This window comes from Bacillus sp. FSL R5-0712 (assembly GCF_038593285.1).
In the GTDB taxonomy this organism is placed as follows: domain Bacteria; phylum Bacillota; class Bacilli; order Bacillales; family Bacillaceae; genus Bacillus; species Bacillus safensis.
In genome coordinates this window covers 773,056-790,499 of sequence record NZ_CP151981.1, presented here as the reverse complement: position 1 = coordinate 790,499, position 17,444 = coordinate 773,056, and the positions used below count along the sequence as shown (strand labels likewise).

Annotated in this window: 17 protein-coding genes; 6 read left to right on the top strand and 11 right to left on the bottom strand. The window is 43.0% G+C overall.

Going from position 1 to position 17,444, the window contains the following annotated elements; genetic code table 11:
- Positions 1-42 precede the first annotated feature (42 nt).
- The 3 genes from NSU11_RS03760 to NSU11_RS03750 all read right to left on the bottom strand — a co-directional run bounded on the left by NSU11_RS03760 (position 43) and on the right by NSU11_RS03750 (position 3,785).
- Entirely contained in the window at positions 43-1,233 is a 1,191-nt protein-coding gene (locus NSU11_RS03760; RefSeq protein WP_024424587.1) for an MFS transporter, read from the bottom strand.
- A 56-nt stretch (positions 1,234-1,289) separates the two neighbouring features.
- Positions 1,290-1,715: a MerR family transcriptional regulator gene (locus tag NSU11_RS03755; protein ID WP_024424586.1), complete on the bottom strand. Its 426-nt coding sequence runs from the start codon at positions 1,713-1,715 to the stop codon at positions 1,290-1,292.
- A 186-nt stretch (positions 1,716-1,901) separates the two neighbouring features.
- Positions 1,902-3,785: an ABC-F family ATP-binding cassette domain-containing protein gene (locus NSU11_RS03750; protein WP_342493795.1), complete on the bottom strand. Its 1,884-nt coding sequence runs from the start codon at positions 3,783-3,785 to the stop codon at positions 1,902-1,904.
- A gap of 132 nt (positions 3,786-3,917) precedes the next feature.
- Between NSU11_RS03750 and NSU11_RS03745 the strand changes: the two genes are divergently transcribed.
- Complete coding sequence (locus tag NSU11_RS03745) at positions 3,918-4,991, top strand: glycosyltransferase family 2 protein (RefSeq protein ID WP_024424585.1); 1,074 nt, start codon at positions 3,918-3,920, stop codon at positions 4,989-4,991.
- A gap of 180 nt (positions 4,992-5,171) precedes the next feature.
- On the top strand, positions 5,172-6,563 hold the full coding sequence (locus NSU11_RS03740) for an amino acid permease (RefSeq protein WP_024424584.1): 1,392 nt from the start codon (positions 5,172-5,174) through the stop codon (positions 6,561-6,563).
- 35 nt (positions 6,564-6,598) lie between these two features.
- Here the strand turns inward: NSU11_RS03740 and NSU11_RS03735 are convergent, their stop codons facing one another.
- Together NSU11_RS03735 and NSU11_RS03730 are read right to left on the bottom strand one after the other, a co-directional pair.
- Positions 6,599-6,832 carry a hypothetical protein gene (locus NSU11_RS03735; RefSeq protein ID WP_024424583.1) on the bottom strand — a complete coding sequence of 78 codons (234 nt, stop codon included), beginning with the start codon at positions 6,830-6,832 and terminating at the stop codon, positions 6,599-6,601.
- Between the two features lie 6 nt (positions 6,833-6,838).
- Entirely contained in the window at positions 6,839-7,096 is a 258-nt protein-coding gene (locus NSU11_RS03730; RefSeq protein WP_003213975.1) for a hypothetical protein, read from the bottom strand.
- A 65-nt stretch (positions 7,097-7,161) separates the two neighbouring features.
- On the opposite strand from NSU11_RS03730, the gene NSU11_RS03725 reads away from it, so the two are divergent.
- On the top strand, positions 7,162-7,641 hold the full coding sequence (locus NSU11_RS03725; protein WP_024424582.1) for an Hsp20/alpha crystallin family protein: 480 nt from the start codon (positions 7,162-7,164) through the stop codon (positions 7,639-7,641).
- Here NSU11_RS03725 and NSU11_RS03720 read toward each other — a convergent pair.
- Positions 7,622-7,849: a hypothetical protein gene (locus NSU11_RS03720; RefSeq protein ID WP_024424581.1), complete on the bottom strand. Its 228-nt coding sequence runs from the start codon at positions 7,847-7,849 to the stop codon at positions 7,622-7,624. The two genes, NSU11_RS03725 and NSU11_RS03720, sit on opposite strands and share 20 nt — an antisense overlap.
- A 92-nt stretch (positions 7,850-7,941) precedes the next feature.
- On the opposite strand from NSU11_RS03720, the gene NSU11_RS03715 reads away from it, so the two are divergent.
- Positions 7,942-8,286 carry a hypothetical protein gene (locus NSU11_RS03715; protein WP_024424580.1) on the top strand — a complete coding sequence of 115 codons (345 nt, stop codon included), beginning with the start codon at positions 7,942-7,944 and terminating at the stop codon, positions 8,284-8,286.
- A 5-nt stretch (positions 8,287-8,291) separates the two neighbouring features.
- Here the strand turns inward: NSU11_RS03715 and NSU11_RS03710 are convergent, their stop codons facing one another.
- Positions 8,292-9,707, bottom strand: a complete 1,416-nt coding sequence (locus NSU11_RS03710) for a DASS family sodium-coupled anion symporter (RefSeq protein WP_024424579.1) — start codon at positions 9,705-9,707, stop codon at positions 8,292-8,294.
- Positions 9,708-9,968: 261 nt separating this feature from the next.
- Between NSU11_RS03710 and NSU11_RS03705 the strand changes: the two genes are divergently transcribed.
- Together NSU11_RS03705 and NSU11_RS03700 are read left to right on the top strand one after the other, a co-directional pair.
- Positions 9,969-12,008, top strand: a complete 2,040-nt coding sequence (locus NSU11_RS03705) for a penicillin-binding transpeptidase domain-containing protein (RefSeq protein WP_342493794.1) — start codon at positions 9,969-9,971, stop codon at positions 12,006-12,008.
- Positions 12,009-12,156: 148 nt separating this feature from the next.
- On the top strand, positions 12,157-13,395 hold the full coding sequence (locus tag NSU11_RS03700; protein WP_024426656.1) for an MFS transporter: 1,239 nt from the start codon (positions 12,157-12,159) through the stop codon (positions 13,393-13,395).
- 32 nt (positions 13,396-13,427) lie between these two features.
- Here NSU11_RS03700 and NSU11_RS03695 read toward each other — a convergent pair whose 3' ends face one another.
- The 4 genes from NSU11_RS03695 to NSU11_RS03680 are packed head-to-tail and all read right to left on the bottom strand — an operon-like array spanning position 13,428 to position 17,440.
- Positions 13,428-14,357, bottom strand: a complete 930-nt coding sequence (locus NSU11_RS03695; protein WP_342493793.1) for a putative nucleotide-diphospho-sugar transferase — start codon at positions 14,355-14,357, stop codon at positions 13,428-13,430.
- Complete coding sequence (locus tag NSU11_RS03690; RefSeq protein ID WP_283859939.1) at positions 14,358-15,548, bottom strand: glycosyltransferase family 2 protein; 1,191 nt, start codon at positions 15,546-15,548, stop codon at positions 14,358-14,360.
- Positions 15,545-16,456 carry a putative nucleotide-diphospho-sugar transferase gene (locus NSU11_RS03685; RefSeq protein ID WP_283859938.1) on the bottom strand — a complete coding sequence of 304 codons (912 nt, stop codon included), beginning with the start codon at positions 16,454-16,456 and terminating at the stop codon, positions 15,545-15,547. The genes NSU11_RS03690 and NSU11_RS03685 overlap by 4 nt, the downstream gene beginning before the upstream one ends.
- Positions 16,457-16,468: 12 nt before the next feature.
- A complete protein-coding gene (locus NSU11_RS03680; RefSeq protein ID WP_025092661.1) occupies positions 16,469-17,440 on the bottom strand; it encodes a GDP-mannose 4,6-dehydratase in 972 nt (323 codons plus the stop codon).
- Positions 17,441-17,444 lie beyond the last annotated feature (4 nt).

The following is a 17,444-nucleotide window of genomic DNA, read 5'->3' as shown; positions in this document are numbered from 1 at the left end:
AAAAAGCCTTATATCTTCAAAAGATATAAGGCCTTTTTCTAATTAATGACCTGCTTGGATATTCACCAAATGCTTACGTCCAAGGAGCAGAATAATCATGCCTAGAAGAACAACAGCAGCCCCGACATAATAAGGTGTACTTGCTGTATAGGATTCAGCGAGAACTCCGGCAATCCAGGGAGCGATCGCGCCCCCAATAAACCGTACAGCACTGTAAGAGGATGAAGCAATTGAACGTTCAACCGGTGCTGACCCCATCACAGCTGTTGTGAGCACTGTATTGATCATACCGAGAATTCCCCCAGCAATGACAATTCCGCAGATCACGACCACAACATGAGACGTCCATATCCCAATGCCGAATAAGATCACAGCAAACGAAGCAAACAGAACCACAAGTGAAGTCAATGTCCCAAGTTTGCGATGAATGACCGGCGCTGAGAAGACAGAGGTCACAGCCAAGAATAGCCCCCAACCAAAAAAGACATAACCAAGTCCATGCTCATCAAGATGGAGCACAAATGGTGAATACGCTAAAAGCACAAAGAAACCAAAATTGTATAAGAAAGCGGCAGATGCCATCGTTAAAAGTCCTTTATATTTTAACGCCCCGACAGCCTCGAAAAATTTCACTTTTTTCTGCGGCTTTTGCATAGGTGGAAGCATAAAGGTAATCGCTAAAAGAGCAATGAGCATTAACACGGCAACGCCAAAGAAAGGCCCGCGCCAAGAAATTGTTCCAAGCTCACCGCCAAGCAGCGGTCCAACCGATATCCCAAGACCTAATGCTGCCTCGTATAAAATAATGGCCTTCGCACTTCCTCCAACAGATACACCAACAATGACAGAGAGTGCAGTTGAAATAAATAAAGCATTCCCAATGCCCCATCCGCCTCTAAAGCCAATCAATTCATTAATCGTTGAAGAAGTACCTCCTAAAGCAGAAAAAACAATAATAAAAATGAGTCCTACTAATAATGTCCATTTCGCACCAATCCGGCTAGAGATAAAGCCGGTGAAAAACATCACAAAGCCGGTCACAAGTAAGTAGCTTGTAAATAAAAGAGACACCTGACTTGGAGATGCATGTAATTGCGATGCAATGGCTGGCAGAATCGGGTCCACGAGTCCTATTCCCATAAACGAAATCACACACGCAAAGGCAACAGCCCAAACGGCTTTTGGCTGCCTAAGCAGACTTGTACGCTGTTTCAATACTTCTTCTTCCTTCATTCCATCAGAACCTTTCCTTCAAATGTTGACAAAATAAAATAAACACGCAGAGGTGTTTATTTTTGTAATTGCTCAATTGCATGAGCCGCTCTTTCTTTCATCGCTTCAAGATCCTTTTTAAAGGATTGAATCGTTTCAAGCTTTTTTGAAATTAATTGATGCTGCACAGTCAGCTGCGCCTCAATATCTAACAGCTTCTCTAATCGTTCCTTCGGATCAAGCGACAGCAAGTAGCCTTCTTTATTCAGCTCTAGCTGCTTTCCGATTTCCATAAACGATTGAAGCTCCTGTAAAGAAAAGCCGAGTACCTCTTTTGCCTGCATCACTTTCTCTAGCTCTTCCATGTCGTCCTCTGAGTAAAGTCTGACTCCGCCCTCTGTCCGCTTTGGTGCTGATAATAAACCAATCTCTTCATAGAAACGAATCGTCCGTTTTGTTAGTCCGCTTCTTTTCGCCACTTGATCAATTTTCATCCATTCCATCACCAGTGCCTCCTGATCATCAATTCATGTTTTATTATACACCTTTATAACCTTAACGTAAACGTCAAAGTTTTAACCAAATCGAGTGCCGTAATGAGGAATCCATCCACCAGCATGATGCGTATGCCAAATGCTCCTATGAAAAAAACCTGTAGATCGCTCTACAGGTTTTTTATTTCCACTTCTTTATTCATTTAATTCCTCAATCATAAGCGACAGTTCTGTCCAGCGGTCCATTGCTTGTTCTAGTTCTTCCGCAACGGCTTTTTGTTCGTCCATCAGCTCTTGAATTTTCCCAAAATCACTGCCTGCCTCCGCAATGCCGGCTTCGAGCTGCTGATGTTTTTCCTCTAATGCCTGTATCCGGTCTTCAATCCCGTCCCATTCAAGCTGGTCTTTATAAGAAAGTTTTTTTCTCTTTTTCGGCGCAGCTTCTACTTGTTTTTCAGCAGGCTTTGTCTCTGTCCGTTTCTGCTCTTTTTCCTGTTCCATATAATCGCTGTAAGCACCTTGGAAGTGTGAAATGCGGCCATTTCCTTCAAAGACAAGCAGACGGTGAACCACTCGGTCTAAGAAATAACGATCATGGGACACGGTGATGACGACGCCAGGGAACTGTTCTAAATAATCCTCTAAAATACTGAGGGTTTCTGTATCAAGGTCGTTCGTCGGCTCATCTAAAAAGAGAACATTCGGTTCTTCCATTAAGACCTTCAATAAATACAATCTGCGGCGTTCTCCCCCTGACAGCTTACGAATAAACGTCCGCTGCATCGATCTTGGGAAAAGGAAGCGCTCCAGCATCTGCTCTGCTGTGACAATGGCGCCATCAGACGTCTTGACGATCTCAGCTGTTTCCTTGATATACTCAATGATGGTCAGCTCATCATTCATTTCCTTGTGATCCTGCGTGTAGTAACCAATACGAACAGTTTGTCCAATGGTCAATTGTCCTGAGGTCGGTTCGATTTTACCCGCTAAACAGTTCAGCAGAGTGGTTTTGCCGACTCCATTCGGTCCGATGAATCCGATACGATCACCCGGCACAACTAAATCTGTAAACCGCTCCACAAGGGTCTGGCCAGCAAATGAAATTGATAAGTCTTCTGCCTCTATCACTTGTTTCCCCAAGCGGTGCGAGCCGATGGCAAAATCAAGCTCTCCCTTCACATCAGGCCCTTTTTGGTCCTTCAGCTCTTCGACTCTGCCGATACGTGCTTTCTGCTTTGTCGTTCTTGCTTTTGCTCCTCGTCTCAGCCATGCAAGCTCTCGTCTAAGCAAGTTTTGACGCTTCGTTTCTTTCACCTGAGCCTCTGCTTCCCGCTCCGCTCTTTTTTCTAAAAAGACTTCATAATTTCCTTTATACGTATAAAGCTGTCCTTGATTTAACTCATAAATTCGATTGGCCACCCGGTTTAAGAAATAACGATCGTGCGTCACGAGAATGACAGCACCGCTATATTGGCTTAAGTATCCTTCAAGCCATTCAATGGTGGCATTATCAAGATGGTTGGTTGGCTCATCTAAAATCAGCAAACCTGCAGGCTGAATTAAATTTTTAGCAATGGCGACACGTTTCTTCTGTCCGCCTGATAATGCATGTACAGAGCGGCTCACATCTTTCACGCCAAGCTTTGTCAAAATCGTTTTGGCTGAAAGGTTCGCATCCCAAGCGTCTTCCTGATCCATTCGGTTTTGCATGCGCATCAGCGCCTCTTGTTTTGCCTCATTTTGCGGGTCATGCTCTAAATCGGCGAGTGCCTGTTCATACGCCTTCATCGTTTGAATCATTGGTGCCGTTCCAGAAAAAATGTAGTCAAGAATCGTTTCAGTTCCGCTCATTTCAGGATCTTGCTCAAGAAATTCGATATCAAGTGTCCCTGCTTTCGTGATGTCACCTTCCTCAAATGATTCAAGTCCCGCGATGACTTTTAGAAGCGTTGACTTCCCTGTACCATTTGGTCCAATCAATCCGATGCGCTCCTTCGGTTCTATATGAAACGAAATATGATCAAACAGCGTTTTCTCGCCATAGGTTTTATATAATCCTTCAACATTCAATAAACTCATTTTATCAGCCCTTACATAGATTCTTCCTTTATTTTAAATCAGCCAGTAGCAGAAAACTAGTTTTAAAAAACCCGCTGCTGAAAAGAATGTTTCCTTTTGATGCTCGATACACTATGAAGAGGTGATCTAAAGATGATAACCATTAGCTTATGTATGATTGTGAAAAATGAAGAGGAAGTGCTGGCAGACTGTCTTTCTTCTGTTCAAGACATTGTCGATGAGATGATCATCGTTGATACGGGATCAACAGATCAAACGAAGGAGATCGCTCATTCTTTTTCAGCAAAGGTACTGGATTTTGAATGGGTGCAGCATTTTGCAAAAGCACGCAACTTTGCTTTCTCACATGCAGCGAAAGAGTATATTTTATGGCTCGATGCTGACGATGTTCTGCTTGAAGAAGACCGCCAAAAACTGCTTCAGCTCAAGCAGACACTTGATCCCTCGGTGGATGCCGTTTCGATGTTTTATCATGTGGGATTCGATGAAGACGGTCAGGTCAATTTCAAATATAGAAGAAATCGCCTTGTGAAGCGTTCGTTGAACTTTCAGTGGTATGGGGCCGTTCATGAGTTTCTTCAAGTGTATGGAAACATCTTTCCAGCAGATATCGCCGTCACACATCAAAAACGCAAGAAAACAACTCTTGGTGAGCCTGGGCGCAACTTGCGAATTTATGAAAACATGCTGGCAAAAGGAGAGGACATGACGCCCCGAGATCTCTTTTACTTTGCCAATGAATTAAGAGACAACGGTCAGCATGTCAGGGCGATTCGTTTTTATCATGAATTTTTAAACACAAAACAGTGCTGGATTGAGGATGAAATTCGCACATGCCAATATTTAGCGGACTGCTATTATGCGGTAGGTTTCGAGGAAGCGGCCTTATCCTCATTATTACGATCCTTCTTATATGATCAGCCCCGGCCAGAGTTTTGCTGCCGGATCGGGGATCATCTAAAAATACAAAATAAACATCAGGCGGCCATCTTTTGGTATGAGCAGGCGCTGAAGGCTCCTGAAAACGAAACAGCCTTCACACTTACACAATATAAAACGTGGTATCCTCACCTTCAGCTTTGCTACTGTTATTATCAGCTCGGCGACCTGGGGCAAGCCAAAACACATCACCTTGCCTCCTCCGCCCATTACCCGACTCATCCAAGTGTGCTGTACAATGAAAAAATATTTGCTGAACAGACATAGATCGTCTGTCACCACATCCGCCTTCGATTTCACGGCGGATGTCTCTTTTTATACACTTATTCGGTTTTGACGTTTAACACTTTAGTGATTTAAAGCGTTTTTCAACCAATTGACTAAATTGTCATTTGCGCATATACTAACATTCGTCTTACGAAAAGATTTATCCATTAGGAGGTCAACATGAGTTCTTTATTTCGAAAAAAATCTCTCGACCAGCTCATGCTTGAAAGTCAAACAAAGCGGCTCAGCCGTTCGTTAAATACGTTTGATTTAATCTTGCTTGGCATTGGCTGTGTGGTCGGGACTGGAATCTTTGTCATTACGGGGGTTGCTGCGGCAAATGATGCGGGACCTGCGATTATTATATCTTTTATTTTGGCTGCGATCGCATGCGCCCTTGCTGCTTTTTGCTACGCTGAATTCTCCTCATCCATTCCTGTGTCAGGAAGCGTCTATACGTATTCCTACGCAACACTTGGGGAATTTCTTGCCTTCTTAATGGGCTGGGATCTTATGCTGGAATATGTTATTGCGCTCTCTGCTGTAGCAAGTGGATGGTCGTCCTATTTTCAATCACTGCTCAGCGGATTTGGCCTGCACATACCGAAGGCTTTATCAGCTGCACCTGGAGCCGCTGACGGGGCCGTCTTTAACCTTCCAGGCGCACTCATTATTTTACTCATCACCTTTATCGTCTCAAGAGGCGTCAAAGAAAGCACAAAGCTGAATAACATTATTGTGCTGATCAAAATTGCCATCGTCCTTCTCTTTATCATTTCAGGCTTTGCTTACGTCAAACCTGAGAACTGGACACCGTTTATGCCAATGGGCTTCCATGGCGTGATTGCTGGAGCGGCAACTGTCTTTTTTGCTTACCTTGGATTTGATGCAATCGCTAATGCATCCGAAGAAGTTAAAAACCCGCAAAAGGCGATGCCAATTGGAATCATCGGTGCGCTCGGTGTTTGTACGATTTTATATATCGGGGTTTCATTCGTCTTAACTGGCATGGTTCACTATACGAAGCTGAATGTCAGTGATCCTGTCGCTTTTGCTCTTCAAGTGGTTGGCCTGAATAGTGTCGCTGGCATTATATCCGCAGGTGCTATTATCGGGATTACCACAGTGTTAATTGCACTTGTCTACGCTCAGGTTCGTTTAACCTTTGCCATGAGCCGAGATGGGCTCATGCCGAAAATCTTTTCAAACGTTCATCCGAAATCTAAGACACCGGTTGCCAACACTTGGCTGACAGGCGCTGTTGCGTCATGTATCGTTGGATTCGTCAACTTATCAACACTTGCTAATTTAGTCAGCATCGGTACACTTGCGGCCTTTACGGTGATCTCTATCGCTGTGATCGTACTCCGGAAAAAACATCCGAATATGAATACAGCTTTTAAAGTACCCTTTGTCCCTGTCCTTCCTATCATTAGTGCGGTCATTTGTATGATCTTGGCTTTCACACTGAAATGGGAGACATGGAGAGCCTTCCTCATCTGGATCGCCATCGGTGTTGTTGTCTATTTCACCTATGCAAGACGAAAAAGCCATCTGAATGAAACAAATTAGAAAAGAGACTCGGGGATTCCCGGTCTCTTTTTTTCTTAAACCACGCTGTTTTTGACTGAATTTGAGTCCACCATATCTGGATCTAACACGCTTGAAATCGGAATGACAAGCGGTGAACAATCTCCATTGTCCTCACCAAAACCTTGATTCAATTTCATCGAGAGAAAATAATCAATCTGCTGATAAGGTCCTAGCGTCAGTGATGCACCCCGATCCATTGCATTGATTTTAAAAGCACCGACATTGACGACTGAAGGTGAGAATAACATCACACGTCACTTCCTTTGAATGGGTTTAGCTGCTGGCGAAAAAGAGGCAGGTGAGTCCACTTGATCTCGATCATCTACATGGCTTTTTGTACCGACAAAACCGCTGGCATCTCCAAAATTCTGTCCGTAACCCTGATTTTTTTTATCTGAGTTTTGCCACTCTGCTAACAAATTTTGTCCGACATTCACCGCCGACGCATTTTCAAAGGAATTAATTTTTAACATGAAAATATTAATATTGATATACGGAGTTGGTTGAACCACAGATAAACCTCCTTTTTATAGGTATATGCAAGCACCCATCAAGTATGTTAACGGGAGGTCTTCACATGGACTTCGAAAAAATGAAACAGTGGATGGATATTGCCCAGCAAATGCATGGAGATGATTTTTGGAAAATGATCTTCGACGATGAGCAAAGATCCCCCTTTATGGCAAACGGTCCATCTCCATTTACATTCACACAGCAGGATCAGCGGGGATCAGATGCGTCGTTTCCACCAATCGACATGGTGGAAACCCATGCAGAAATTCAATACTTAATTTACTTGCCTGGCTACCGAAAGGAAGATGTTCAGGTGTTATCATATGGTGAATATTTGGTTGTGAAAGGACAGCGTTTTTCCTTTTTTAACGAGCAGGACTTTCGCCAAAAGCAAGGGAAGTATGGTCCGTTTGAAAAGAAAATCCGCCTTCCAGAAATGATTCTTGGTCAAATGAATGCTGCCTTTAAAGACGGGGTACTTTACATCCGCCTGCAAAAGGATGAAGGAAAAGCGACTGCTATCATCATAGATGACGAATATTGATACTCACTGCGTCTATTTGATCACGATCATCAATTGTTTCAATTGGCAGGATCGTGATCACGCCATCAGCATTCTGTTCCCCAAATCCATTGTTTCTTTTGATCGTACTGCAATGATTGCGAACAAACGTCGAGCCAAACGTCATGGATGAACCTGTGCCAATCGAATTCGTTTTCATATGGGCAATGTGAATCTGAGCAGGCAGCATATGCGTCTCCCCTTTCTTGTCATCTCTATAAGTATATATCAGATAGCTTTTCCATAGACTAGAGTAAGGCGTAAGAAAAGGTTGTGGTCTACTTGAAACATTTCATTCAATCACTCTTTAAAAAAACTGAATCCAGTCCATCCCCATCTGTCGTTGAGCTAGAAAAAAGACTCGCCGCTCTTGAGCAAAAAATGTCTGCACCAGCTGCTCCTGTCTCAGAAGATACACACATCCATATCGAATCCCTGCACGTGGACAAAATTGATTACCACTTAGAATTTGGGGAGCTTTCTATTGACCAGCTTCAAGGCAGGCTCAATATTGGGGCAACCTATTACACGCCAAAGGAAACGCGCATCAAAAAATCCACACAAACACCGAAGCCAAAAGAAACAAAAACACCGGTCGTCTCAATTCGATCAAAGCCTTCTTCTTAATGCACTCAGCTTTTCAGCACAATCGGCAGCCAGAAATAGACCGCAAGAACAATCACCACAATACTGATGATATTTAACCAAAAGCCTGCCCTGACCATATCTGATATTTTCAGCACATCCGCACTAAAGACAGCGGCGTTTGGCGGTGTGGATATCGGCAGCATAAACGCGCAAGAGGAAGCCAAAGCAGCAGCGGCCATTAACCCATACGGCTCGATTCCAATCGCAAGCCCAAGCCCTACCGTTATCGGAATAATCATATTGGCAACAGCCGTATTTGACATAATTTCAGTCATAAACAGAATCGCTCCCGTTAAAATAATCAACAGCATGATATACGAAAGCCCGTTTAAATGCTGTAGATTTTCTCCGATCCATCCTGTTAGATTGGTTTCTGCAAAGCCCGTAGCGAGCGAAAGCCCTCCTCCAAACAAAAGCAAAAGTCCCCAAGGCAGTTGTTTCATATCCTGCCATTCTAATATTCTCTCTCCATTTGTTGCTGGAATGAGAAATAACAGCATGGCACCGAAAATGGCGATAGACGTATCAGATACGGTCATCCCTCCAAACAAAAAGAGCTTAAAAATCCATAAGAACGCCGTCATGAGAAAAACAACAAATACCCATTTTTCTTCTCTTTTCATTTTTCCTAAATCCTCTAATCCCTTTTGAATGAACGATGCACTCATTTCACCTGTGTGTTCTACCTTGAACTGTACCCTCGTCAAATACAAAAATAAGAGAATGAGCAGAATCAGCGCAACAGGAAAACCAAACATAAACCATTCAAAAAACATAATCTCCCGATCTAGCAGTTTTTTTGACATCGCAGCAAACACCGCATTTGGCACAGAACCGACAAGTGTCGCCAATCCTCCTATTGACGCTGAATACGCAACCGACAATAAGATGCTTTTACTGAATCGATCAAGAGATGGACCAGATAAGATTTCATTTGTCTTAACCTCTTTAATCACTGCAAGTGCCACTGGCAGCATCATGAGGGCAGTCGCTGCATTCGAAATCCACATAGATAAAAAAGCAGTCGCGATCATGACACCTAATACAATGCGGTCACTTCTTGTGCCAATCACCCTTAAAATGTGTAAGGCCATTCTTCTATGTAATTTCCATTTTTCAATGGCAATTGCGATCATAAATCCTCCCATGTACATAAAGACGATCGGATCTCCATAAGACCTTGATGCCTGTTCCATAGAAAGCCCGCCAAGTGTCGGCAGCAGGATGATAGGCAATAAAGATGTAGCAGGAATGGGAAGTGCTTCAGTCACCCACCATGTGGCCGTCCAAGCCGTAATGCCCAAGACTACCCTCGCAGCATAGGTCAATTCATCTTCAGGTATGAGAAAAAAAATGAGCAAAAAGAGTGTCGGTCCAAGAACAAGTCCAATCAAATTCACCTTTTTATAAACGATAACAATTCCCCCTAATGAAAGCGCTTGTCATATTTTTTCTAATTTTTCACATTCGATGATCTTTTAATAAATCCTTTAAATCAAAAGAAAAAATGAAGATATATTTCATTAGAAATAGCTGTTTTTTAACCCCATTACCCAAACCTTGACATGATCCCTTGGTCTATTTTCATAGGAGAAACTATACAAATCACGACCAATCACTGTAAAATATAGAGGATCTAATCAAAAATTGAGGTGTTTTCATTGTATACGGATCAAAAAAAATCATTTTGGAAACAGAAAAAAGTCATCATCCCTCTTCTTAGCATCATCGTAGTTGCTGCTGCTTTCTTTTTCTTAAAAGATACTCTTTTCTCTAAGGAAAAAGAAGCTTTAAAAGCCGCTCAAAACTTTACGGAACATATGAAGAAGAAAGACTTTACGAAGCTGGCAGATGAGGTGACAAGTGCATCTTTGAAAGCCAATGACTTTTCAAAAAAACAACTAGCCGAAAAATACGACAATATTTTCAACGGTATTGGTGCTTATGACCTGAACATTTCAAAGCTCAACGTTGAAAAACAGGACAAAGGAAATGGGTATCAATTTTCCTATGATGTAACGATGAAAACGTCTCTTGGCAAGCTGCATAAGCTGTCTTACAAGGGCGTTCTTTCCGAAGAGGACGACAAGTGGAAAGTGGACTGGAAGCCAAATCTCATCTTCCCGCAAATGGAGAAAGGAGATACCATCAAGGTCAAAGCTGACCCTGCTGTCCGCGGAAACATTGTCGACCGAAAAGGACGTACACTGGCAGAAACAACTGGTGGAAACGCACTTGGCGTCATCCCAGGAAAGCTCGGAACAGGAGAAGAAAAAGAACGCAATATCAAAAAGATCAGCAAAGCTTTTGATATAGAGGAAGAACTAATCAACAATCAATTGAAACAAGCATGGGTCACAGACGACACGTTTGTCCCGCTCAAATCGATGTTAAAACAGGAGCCGATTCCAAAGGACGTAAATGGCGTTACCTATCAAACGAAGGAAATGCGCTACTATCCATATAACAAAGCCGCCGCTCATCTCACCGGGTATGTCGGAAAAGCAAATGCGGATGATATCAAAAGAAATCCAGCATTAAAGGCAGATCAAATCATCGGCAAAACCGGCCTTGAATTTACATTTGACAAAAACTTACGCGGACAAGATGGCGGAAGCATTCTCATCGTCCATGATGAAACAGGTATTGAAGAAACATTGCAAAAATCAGATCGAAAAGATGGAAAAACAGTGAAGCTGACGATTGATGCTTCTTTACAGAAAAAAGCCTATGATCAGTTGAAAGGCGAAAAAGGGGCCGTCTCAATCATGAATCCATCATCAGGCGATCTATTAGCGCTTGTCAGCACCCCTTCCTACGATGTCAATCTCATGACAAACGGGATTACACCTAAGCAATATCAGGCATACAGTGAAAATCCAGACCTTCCATTCCAAGCTCGATATGCGAGCCGGTATGCGCCAGGGTCCACATTCAAAACCATTACAGCAGCCATTGGGCTGGAAACAGGTGTCACAAAGCCTGACAAAGTGCGCACCATTCACGGACTGAAATGGCAGAAGGATCAATCTTGGGGAAATTATCGCATCACACGGGTTCACGATAAAGAAAAAGTAAATATGGTCGATGCCCTTGTGTACTCAGACAATATTTATTTTGGACAGGAAGCACTCGAAATCGGCAAAGACACCTACGAGAAAAAAGTGAAAGCATTTGGATTTGGCGAAGACTTACACATGCCATTTACAATGAAGCCTGCACAAGTATCGAACGATGGCATTCAATCGGATATCTTACTGGCTGACTCGGCGTATGGGCAAGGCGAATTACTCATGTCACCGATTGAACAAGTACATGCCTATTCTCCATTTGCCACAGGAGGCAAGCTTGTCTACCCACGGGTGATTCAAGATGAAAAAACAGCATCACCAAAACAAATCATCAAAGAAGGCTCGGCAAACACAGTGAAAGACGCATTGACTAAGGTCGTGACCAGTCCAAACGGAACAGCCCACTCCTTACAAATCGAAGGAGCGGATATTGCCGCTAAAACGGGAACGGCAGAATTAAAGAGCAAACAAGGTGCAACAGACGGCACTGAAAATGGATTTTTACTTGCGTTTAATCCTAAAAAAGAAGATTACGTCCTCGTCGGTATGATCGAAGGTGTGAAAAACCGCGGCGGCAGTGGACTCGTCGTTCAAAAAATGAAGCCTGTGATCGCTTCTTTTTATAAATAACCCTTTAGAGACACACGCTTCATCAAGCGCTTGTGTCTCTTTTTTTCTAAATCATGACAATTTGCTATTGTTTTATAGTTCACCTTATGAATAAAATGAGAAGAATGCAAAAAAACAGAAAACAGATAAATGAAGGGAGGAAGTCTCATTGGCCATTGCTGCTCGTACAAAGGATAAACCTCAACATTCTGTTACCGGCTCAACGGTTTATCCCATCTTACTGATTATTGGTATTTGTCATATGCTGAACGACACATTGCAAGCCGTTATTCCTGCGATGTTCCCTATTTTGGAACGCTCAATGGGGCTGACCTTTACACAATTAGGGCTGATTGCTTTTACATTAAATATGGTCTCCTCCGTGATGCAGCCAGCTATTGGGTGGTACACAGATAAACGGCCGATGCCTTATGCACTTCCGATTGCTTTATTTTCAAGTGCAGTCGGTATATTCGGACTCGCGTTTGCTCCGTCGTTTGCCACCATTCTGCTTTGCGTTGTCTTTATCGGACTCGGCTCTGCGATCTTCCATCCAGAGGGCTCCCGTGTTGCCAACATGGCAGCTGGTCCAAGACGAGGTCTTGCCCAGTCCATCTATCAAGTAGGCGGGAATACAGGTCAAGCCTTTGCTCCGCTTATCGCTGCATTAATGCTCGTCCCGCTCGGTCAGACAGGCGTGGCTTGGTTTACGATTGTTGGAATGTTGGCGGTTGGTTTCCTTCTTTATATTTCAAGATGGTACGCAGGAAGGCTTCAAACCATTCGGGCCGAAGCGAAAAAAGCTCCTGCAAAAGCTGTCAGATCTGATATTCATCGTAAATCAGCACTCATTGCACTTGGCATTATCGTCTTTCTCATCTTCGCCCGCTCTTGGTATGGAAATGCCATTTCGAATTTCTATGCGTTTTATGCGATTGAACAATACGGTTTGACGATTAAAGAATCACAGACTTATATCTTCTTATTTCTTATTCTAGGTGCAATTGGGACATTTTTAGGCGGGCCGCTTGCAGACCGCTTTGGCAAGAAAAACGTGATTTTAGTTTCCTTATTGGCATCATTCCCGCTTGCCCTGCTGCTGCCATTTGCCGGACCGGTTTTTGCTTATGTTTTACTCGGGCTGATCGGGCTCATTTTGACATCAAGCTTCTCTGTCACCGTGGTTTATGCCCAAGAACTATTTCCCGGGAAAATTGGCACAATGTCTGGTTTAACTGTTGGGCTTGCGTTTGGTATGGGCGCAATCGGATCGGTTGCCCTCGGCTCATTCATTGATGCCTTCGGCTTAACGCCTACCATGATCGGTGTTGCCTTTTTACCGATATTAGGCATCCTAGCCTTCTTACTTCCCAGCGACCAAACCATCTCCAAATGGAATGAATCATAAAAAGAAAACCGCTCAATAAATGAGCGGTTTTTTCATCTCTCATAAAAATGCGTGTCAGGAACATGCTTTTTCGCAATAAATCCTTGCTTAAATTCTGGAAATACCTTTTGCACCTGTTTAATCTTTTGATGAACCAAGTCCGCATACGGAATATACAAATGATCCACAAGCTTCTGTTCTTTCATATAGTAATACCAATTAAGGTTAAAGGTATTCTCGTCAATGATCGTAAAAGCAGAAAAATGATAGAACAAGAGTGGACATTCGTCGAGATACATCTCTCCTTTTACAACTGAAAGCTTGTAGTTTTCAATGTTCCAAATCGCCGCATTGGCTCCTTTAGATGCAACGATATGAACCCCTTCAAAATCATCAACCCATCTTTCCACATACCGCTGATCTCCGTACGTCTTTTTTTCTGTATCCATTTCTACTGTACAATGTGCAAGACAGTTTTCTTTCCATTGCGTGACTGCCTGTTTGGCAACATCTGTGTTACGACAGCCTACAAACCCAGTATTAAAACGGCCAGACAACTCGTAAAAATGATAGAACCGCTTGGAATTCATATGATCCGTTAAAAATAAATGAGCGCTTGGATTCTCTGCAAAAATCGCCTCTGGATCATGATAAAAATACAAATCTGTATCCAGATGGGCAAGATAATCCGCATCTGAGGACTCAAGAATGTTGAGCAGAAAAGCAGGTTTTAACGTCCAGCAATACTCATGAAACGTACGATCCTCTTTTGCCTTGCGCAGGGAGTCATCCTCAATGTCTTCAAGCTGTTCATATTGAACATTCGGGTGAGGGAACTCCTTTAACACCTTGTAAGCCAAAGGGTCTGCACATAAAACCGACAGCTTGAATGCATGGGCGTTTTTCTCAAGCGAATGAATCAGCGCCAAAAGCTTAAAGACATGGGTATTCGACACAATGGTTGTAAAGTGATAAGACGCCATTTACAACACATCCACTTGGAACAAATCAACGCGCAACAGCTCTTTCGTCAGCCCTTGAATGGCTTCTACAAGTACCGTGCAGCCATATTCCTGCCTTGCAAGCTGCGCAGCTTCTGCCAGCTTTTTCAAAGGAACATGCTTGGCTGTCAGCATATCTTTTTTATCCCGCTTGATGCCTACATTCCGTTCTGTGATCAAATGAAGCAGCTCTAAAAAATAGGATAACAGGTCATCAAATGCTGGATTCTCACGCAGCTGCCGAACTTCTTTCACAATATCATTTGTCACAGTGTGAGAAAACGGACCAGAGAAAGCCAAGTGGACATCAATGGAATCAATATTGTTATACTTCTCACACATATACAAAATGTTGTATTTGATGTCATCAAATGACGTTAAATTACTTGGATGCTCTTGATGCACACTCATGATATCCTCTCGCAATTCAAAGGAGAGACCAAGCTGATTCAATCGAATCCCTAAATCATAATCCTCAAATCCGTACCGAACGATATTTTCATCAAACATCCCTAATGCCATGACATGCTTACGTTTAACAGAGGAGTTATTTGTAATAAAAAATCGCCATGGCAGCTCATAAGAACCTAAATCATAGTGGTACGTTTCCAAAATGTCTTTCAGAATATCAATAAACTCAGACTGCAAATCGAAGCTTTTCTCTAAAAATGCACCATTTTCGACTTCTTCCAATGATAAAAGAGGTGTTTTGTCCTCCATTTTCCGTTTATACAGTCCTTGCTTTTTCAACCGCTTCATATGATCCTTATCAAAGGCTTTGTAAAAATAGCGATAAATCCGCTTCCAGCACACACCGCAAATGACAAGATCCTCCCTGTCAGCATGAGCCTCTGCATGCTTTTGAATAAATCTCGGTTCTGCCAGCATATCACTGTCATGAAAAATGAGCAGATCTCCCTCCGCCTCGCGAATGGCATGATTACGCCCCTTTGCAATCCCTTGATTGACAGGAATACGCACCTTTTTAAATGGGAAGTTCACCTCAATATTCTCGAGCATTTCCATCGTGCCATCCGTTGAGCCATTATCGGCAACAATGACCTCAAATGGAATATCTGTTTCCTGAAGCGTTAAGGAAAAAAGGCTTCCTTCTAAACGCTCTTTGGCATTATAGCTTGGAATAATGACGCTTACCTTTGGCTTTTCGTTCATGCGTCATCCTCCTCCCGTTTGGCATAGCCGTTAAACAGCGGGTCGACCTGCTCCACAGATTCAATCACATGGCGAAGCACTTGCCGATAGGCTTCTTGGAAAAACGGCAGGTCATTTCGTCCTTTTTCATGAATTTGCTGCATCTCATCCTTGCTCACAATCCGAAAGCCGCTGTAATGATAGCAAATGAGCGGGTGCCCATCCTCCAGAAGAATACGTCCATTCTCCTCCCGATAAGAATGCTGCCCATAGTTCCAATGACCAATATTCACGCCTTTTGTCTCAATATCTTCTACTTTGTCAAACAGCCTCGGCATATGATCTAGATATCCTTGATCACCAAACTTGCCTTCTCCCGGTGCATTTTTACATTCTTTTAAGCATTCTTCTTTCCACCAGCTGAGGCATTCTCGTCCGGCTTCATCTCCTTTAAAATGCAGAAAGCCTGAGTTATAGCGTCCTAAAAGCTTCTGAAGCATCTTCACTTCCTCTGCATCAAAGCTTGGAATGACAATATCCCCTCTCGAAATTAAAACAGAAGCATTCGGCTGATGTTGAAAAATCACCTGAGGGCTCTCATAAAAGAACAAATCCGCATCAAGATAGGTCACGCTCTCTGCCTGCTCCTGTTCAAATAACCACTCAATCCAAATCGGCTTTAAGGTCCAGCAATATTCCGATGCATCCCGTTCCTCTTTTTTCTCCAGCAGCTCTGGTGTTTCGAGCTCCCGTACATGAATAAGATCCACATGCGGAAAATTCATTTGATGAAGCAAATCAAATGCAGCATCATCCATGCATAACGTCTTGATGACAGCATCATCTTCTACTTGCTTCAACGATAAGAAAAACGCAATGGCTTGATAAAGTCTTCCACTTGAAAGAACCGTACAATATATGCTGTTCATCTTTTTACACCTCTATTTTTGAAAGAATTCGCGGTACCATTCAATCGTCTTCTCTAAGCCTTCATCAATGGAGTAATCAGGCTTCCAATCAAGCAGCTTTCTCGCTTTCTCTGCTGACAAATATTGATGTTTAATTTCATGTGTTCCTTGGTTGAGAATACGAGGCTTCAGTTCACTTCCCATTGCCTTTAAAATCTTATCCACAAGCTCAAGCACTGTCAGCTGAATCTCGTTACTAAAGTTAAAGGCTTCTCCCGCCAGCCCTTTTTCCTCCATCTTCTCAGCTAGCAGCAAATAAGCCTTCACTGCATCTTCAATGTAGAAATAATCACGAATAAATGTCCCGTCACTTCTAATTTCCGGCGCCTTTCCTTCTAACACAAGCTGAATGGTTTGCGGAATGATTCTGTTGAAATTCAAATCTCCGCCTCCATATAAATTACCGCAGCGTGTAATACAAACCGGAAGACCATATGTGTTGTAATACGTATGAGAAATGAGATCTGCACAGCTCTTCGAGACATCATACGGATGTTTCCCGTTTAACGGCATGTCTTCATCGTATGGCAGCTGCTCTTGATCACCGTAGGCTTTGTCACTTGATGCCACGATCACTCGTTTGATCAGCGGCTGTCTTCTGCAAGCCTCCAGCACATTCCATGTCCCTAAAATATTCGCTTCAAATGTAGAAACAGGATGTCTATTTGCGACCCCAACAATGGCTTGGGCAGCCAAATGGAAGACGGTGTCAATTTCATATTCTCCTAACGCACGTTCAATCGTCTGCATATCCTCTAATGCGCCTTGCACCACATTCATTTTTTCAAACTGACTGCCTTGATATAAATTCGATCGAGGCACCTGATCACGCACAAGTCCAGTCACGTTTGCCCCTTGATCAATCAATTCCTTAACGAGATAGCTCCCTAACAGCCCTGTACATCCAGTTACAAATACGTTCTTTCCATTCCAAAATCCGCTCATGCTG

Excerpts from the sequence above, each read along its gene's own strand:
- NSU11_RS03760 (WP_024424587.1), bottom strand. The coding sequence starts at position 1,233 with ATGAAGGAAGAAGAAGTATTGAAACAGCGTACAAGTCTGCTTAGGCAG.
- NSU11_RS03755 (WP_024424586.1), bottom strand. The coding sequence starts at position 1,715 with ATGGAATGGATGAAAATTGATCAAGTGGCGAAAAGAAGCGGACTAACA.
- NSU11_RS03750 (WP_342493795.1), bottom strand. The coding sequence starts at position 3,785 with ATGAGTTTATTGAATGTTGAAGGATTATATAAAACCTATGGCGAGAAA.
- NSU11_RS03745 (WP_024424585.1), top strand. The coding sequence starts at position 3,918 with ATGATAACCATTAGCTTATGTATGATTGTGAAAAATGAAGAGGAAGTG.
- NSU11_RS03740 (WP_024424584.1), top strand. The coding sequence starts at position 5,172 with ATGAGTTCTTTATTTCGAAAAAAATCTCTCGACCAGCTCATGCTTGAA.
- NSU11_RS03735 (WP_024424583.1), bottom strand. The coding sequence starts at position 6,832 with ATGTTATTCTCACCTTCAGTCGTCAATGTCGGTGCTTTTAAAATCAAT.
- NSU11_RS03725 (WP_024424582.1), top strand. The coding sequence starts at position 7,162 with ATGGACTTCGAAAAAATGAAACAGTGGATGGATATTGCCCAGCAAATG.
- NSU11_RS03720 (WP_024424581.1), bottom strand. The coding sequence starts at position 7,849 with ATGCTGCCTGCTCAGATTCACATTGCCCATATGAAAACGAATTCGATT.
- NSU11_RS03695 (WP_342493793.1), bottom strand. The coding sequence starts at position 14,357 with ATGGCGTCTTATCACTTTACAACCATTGTGTCGAATACCCATGTCTTT.
- NSU11_RS03690 (WP_283859939.1), bottom strand. The coding sequence starts at position 15,548 with ATGAACGAAAAGCCAAAGGTAAGCGTCATTATTCCAAGCTATAATGCC.
- NSU11_RS03685 (WP_283859938.1), bottom strand. The coding sequence starts at position 16,456 with ATGAACAGCATATATTGTACGGTTCTTTCAAGTGGAAGACTTTATCAA.
- NSU11_RS03680 (WP_025092661.1), bottom strand. The coding sequence starts at position 17,440 with ATGAGCGGATTTTGGAATGGAAAGAACGTATTTGTAACTGGATGTACA.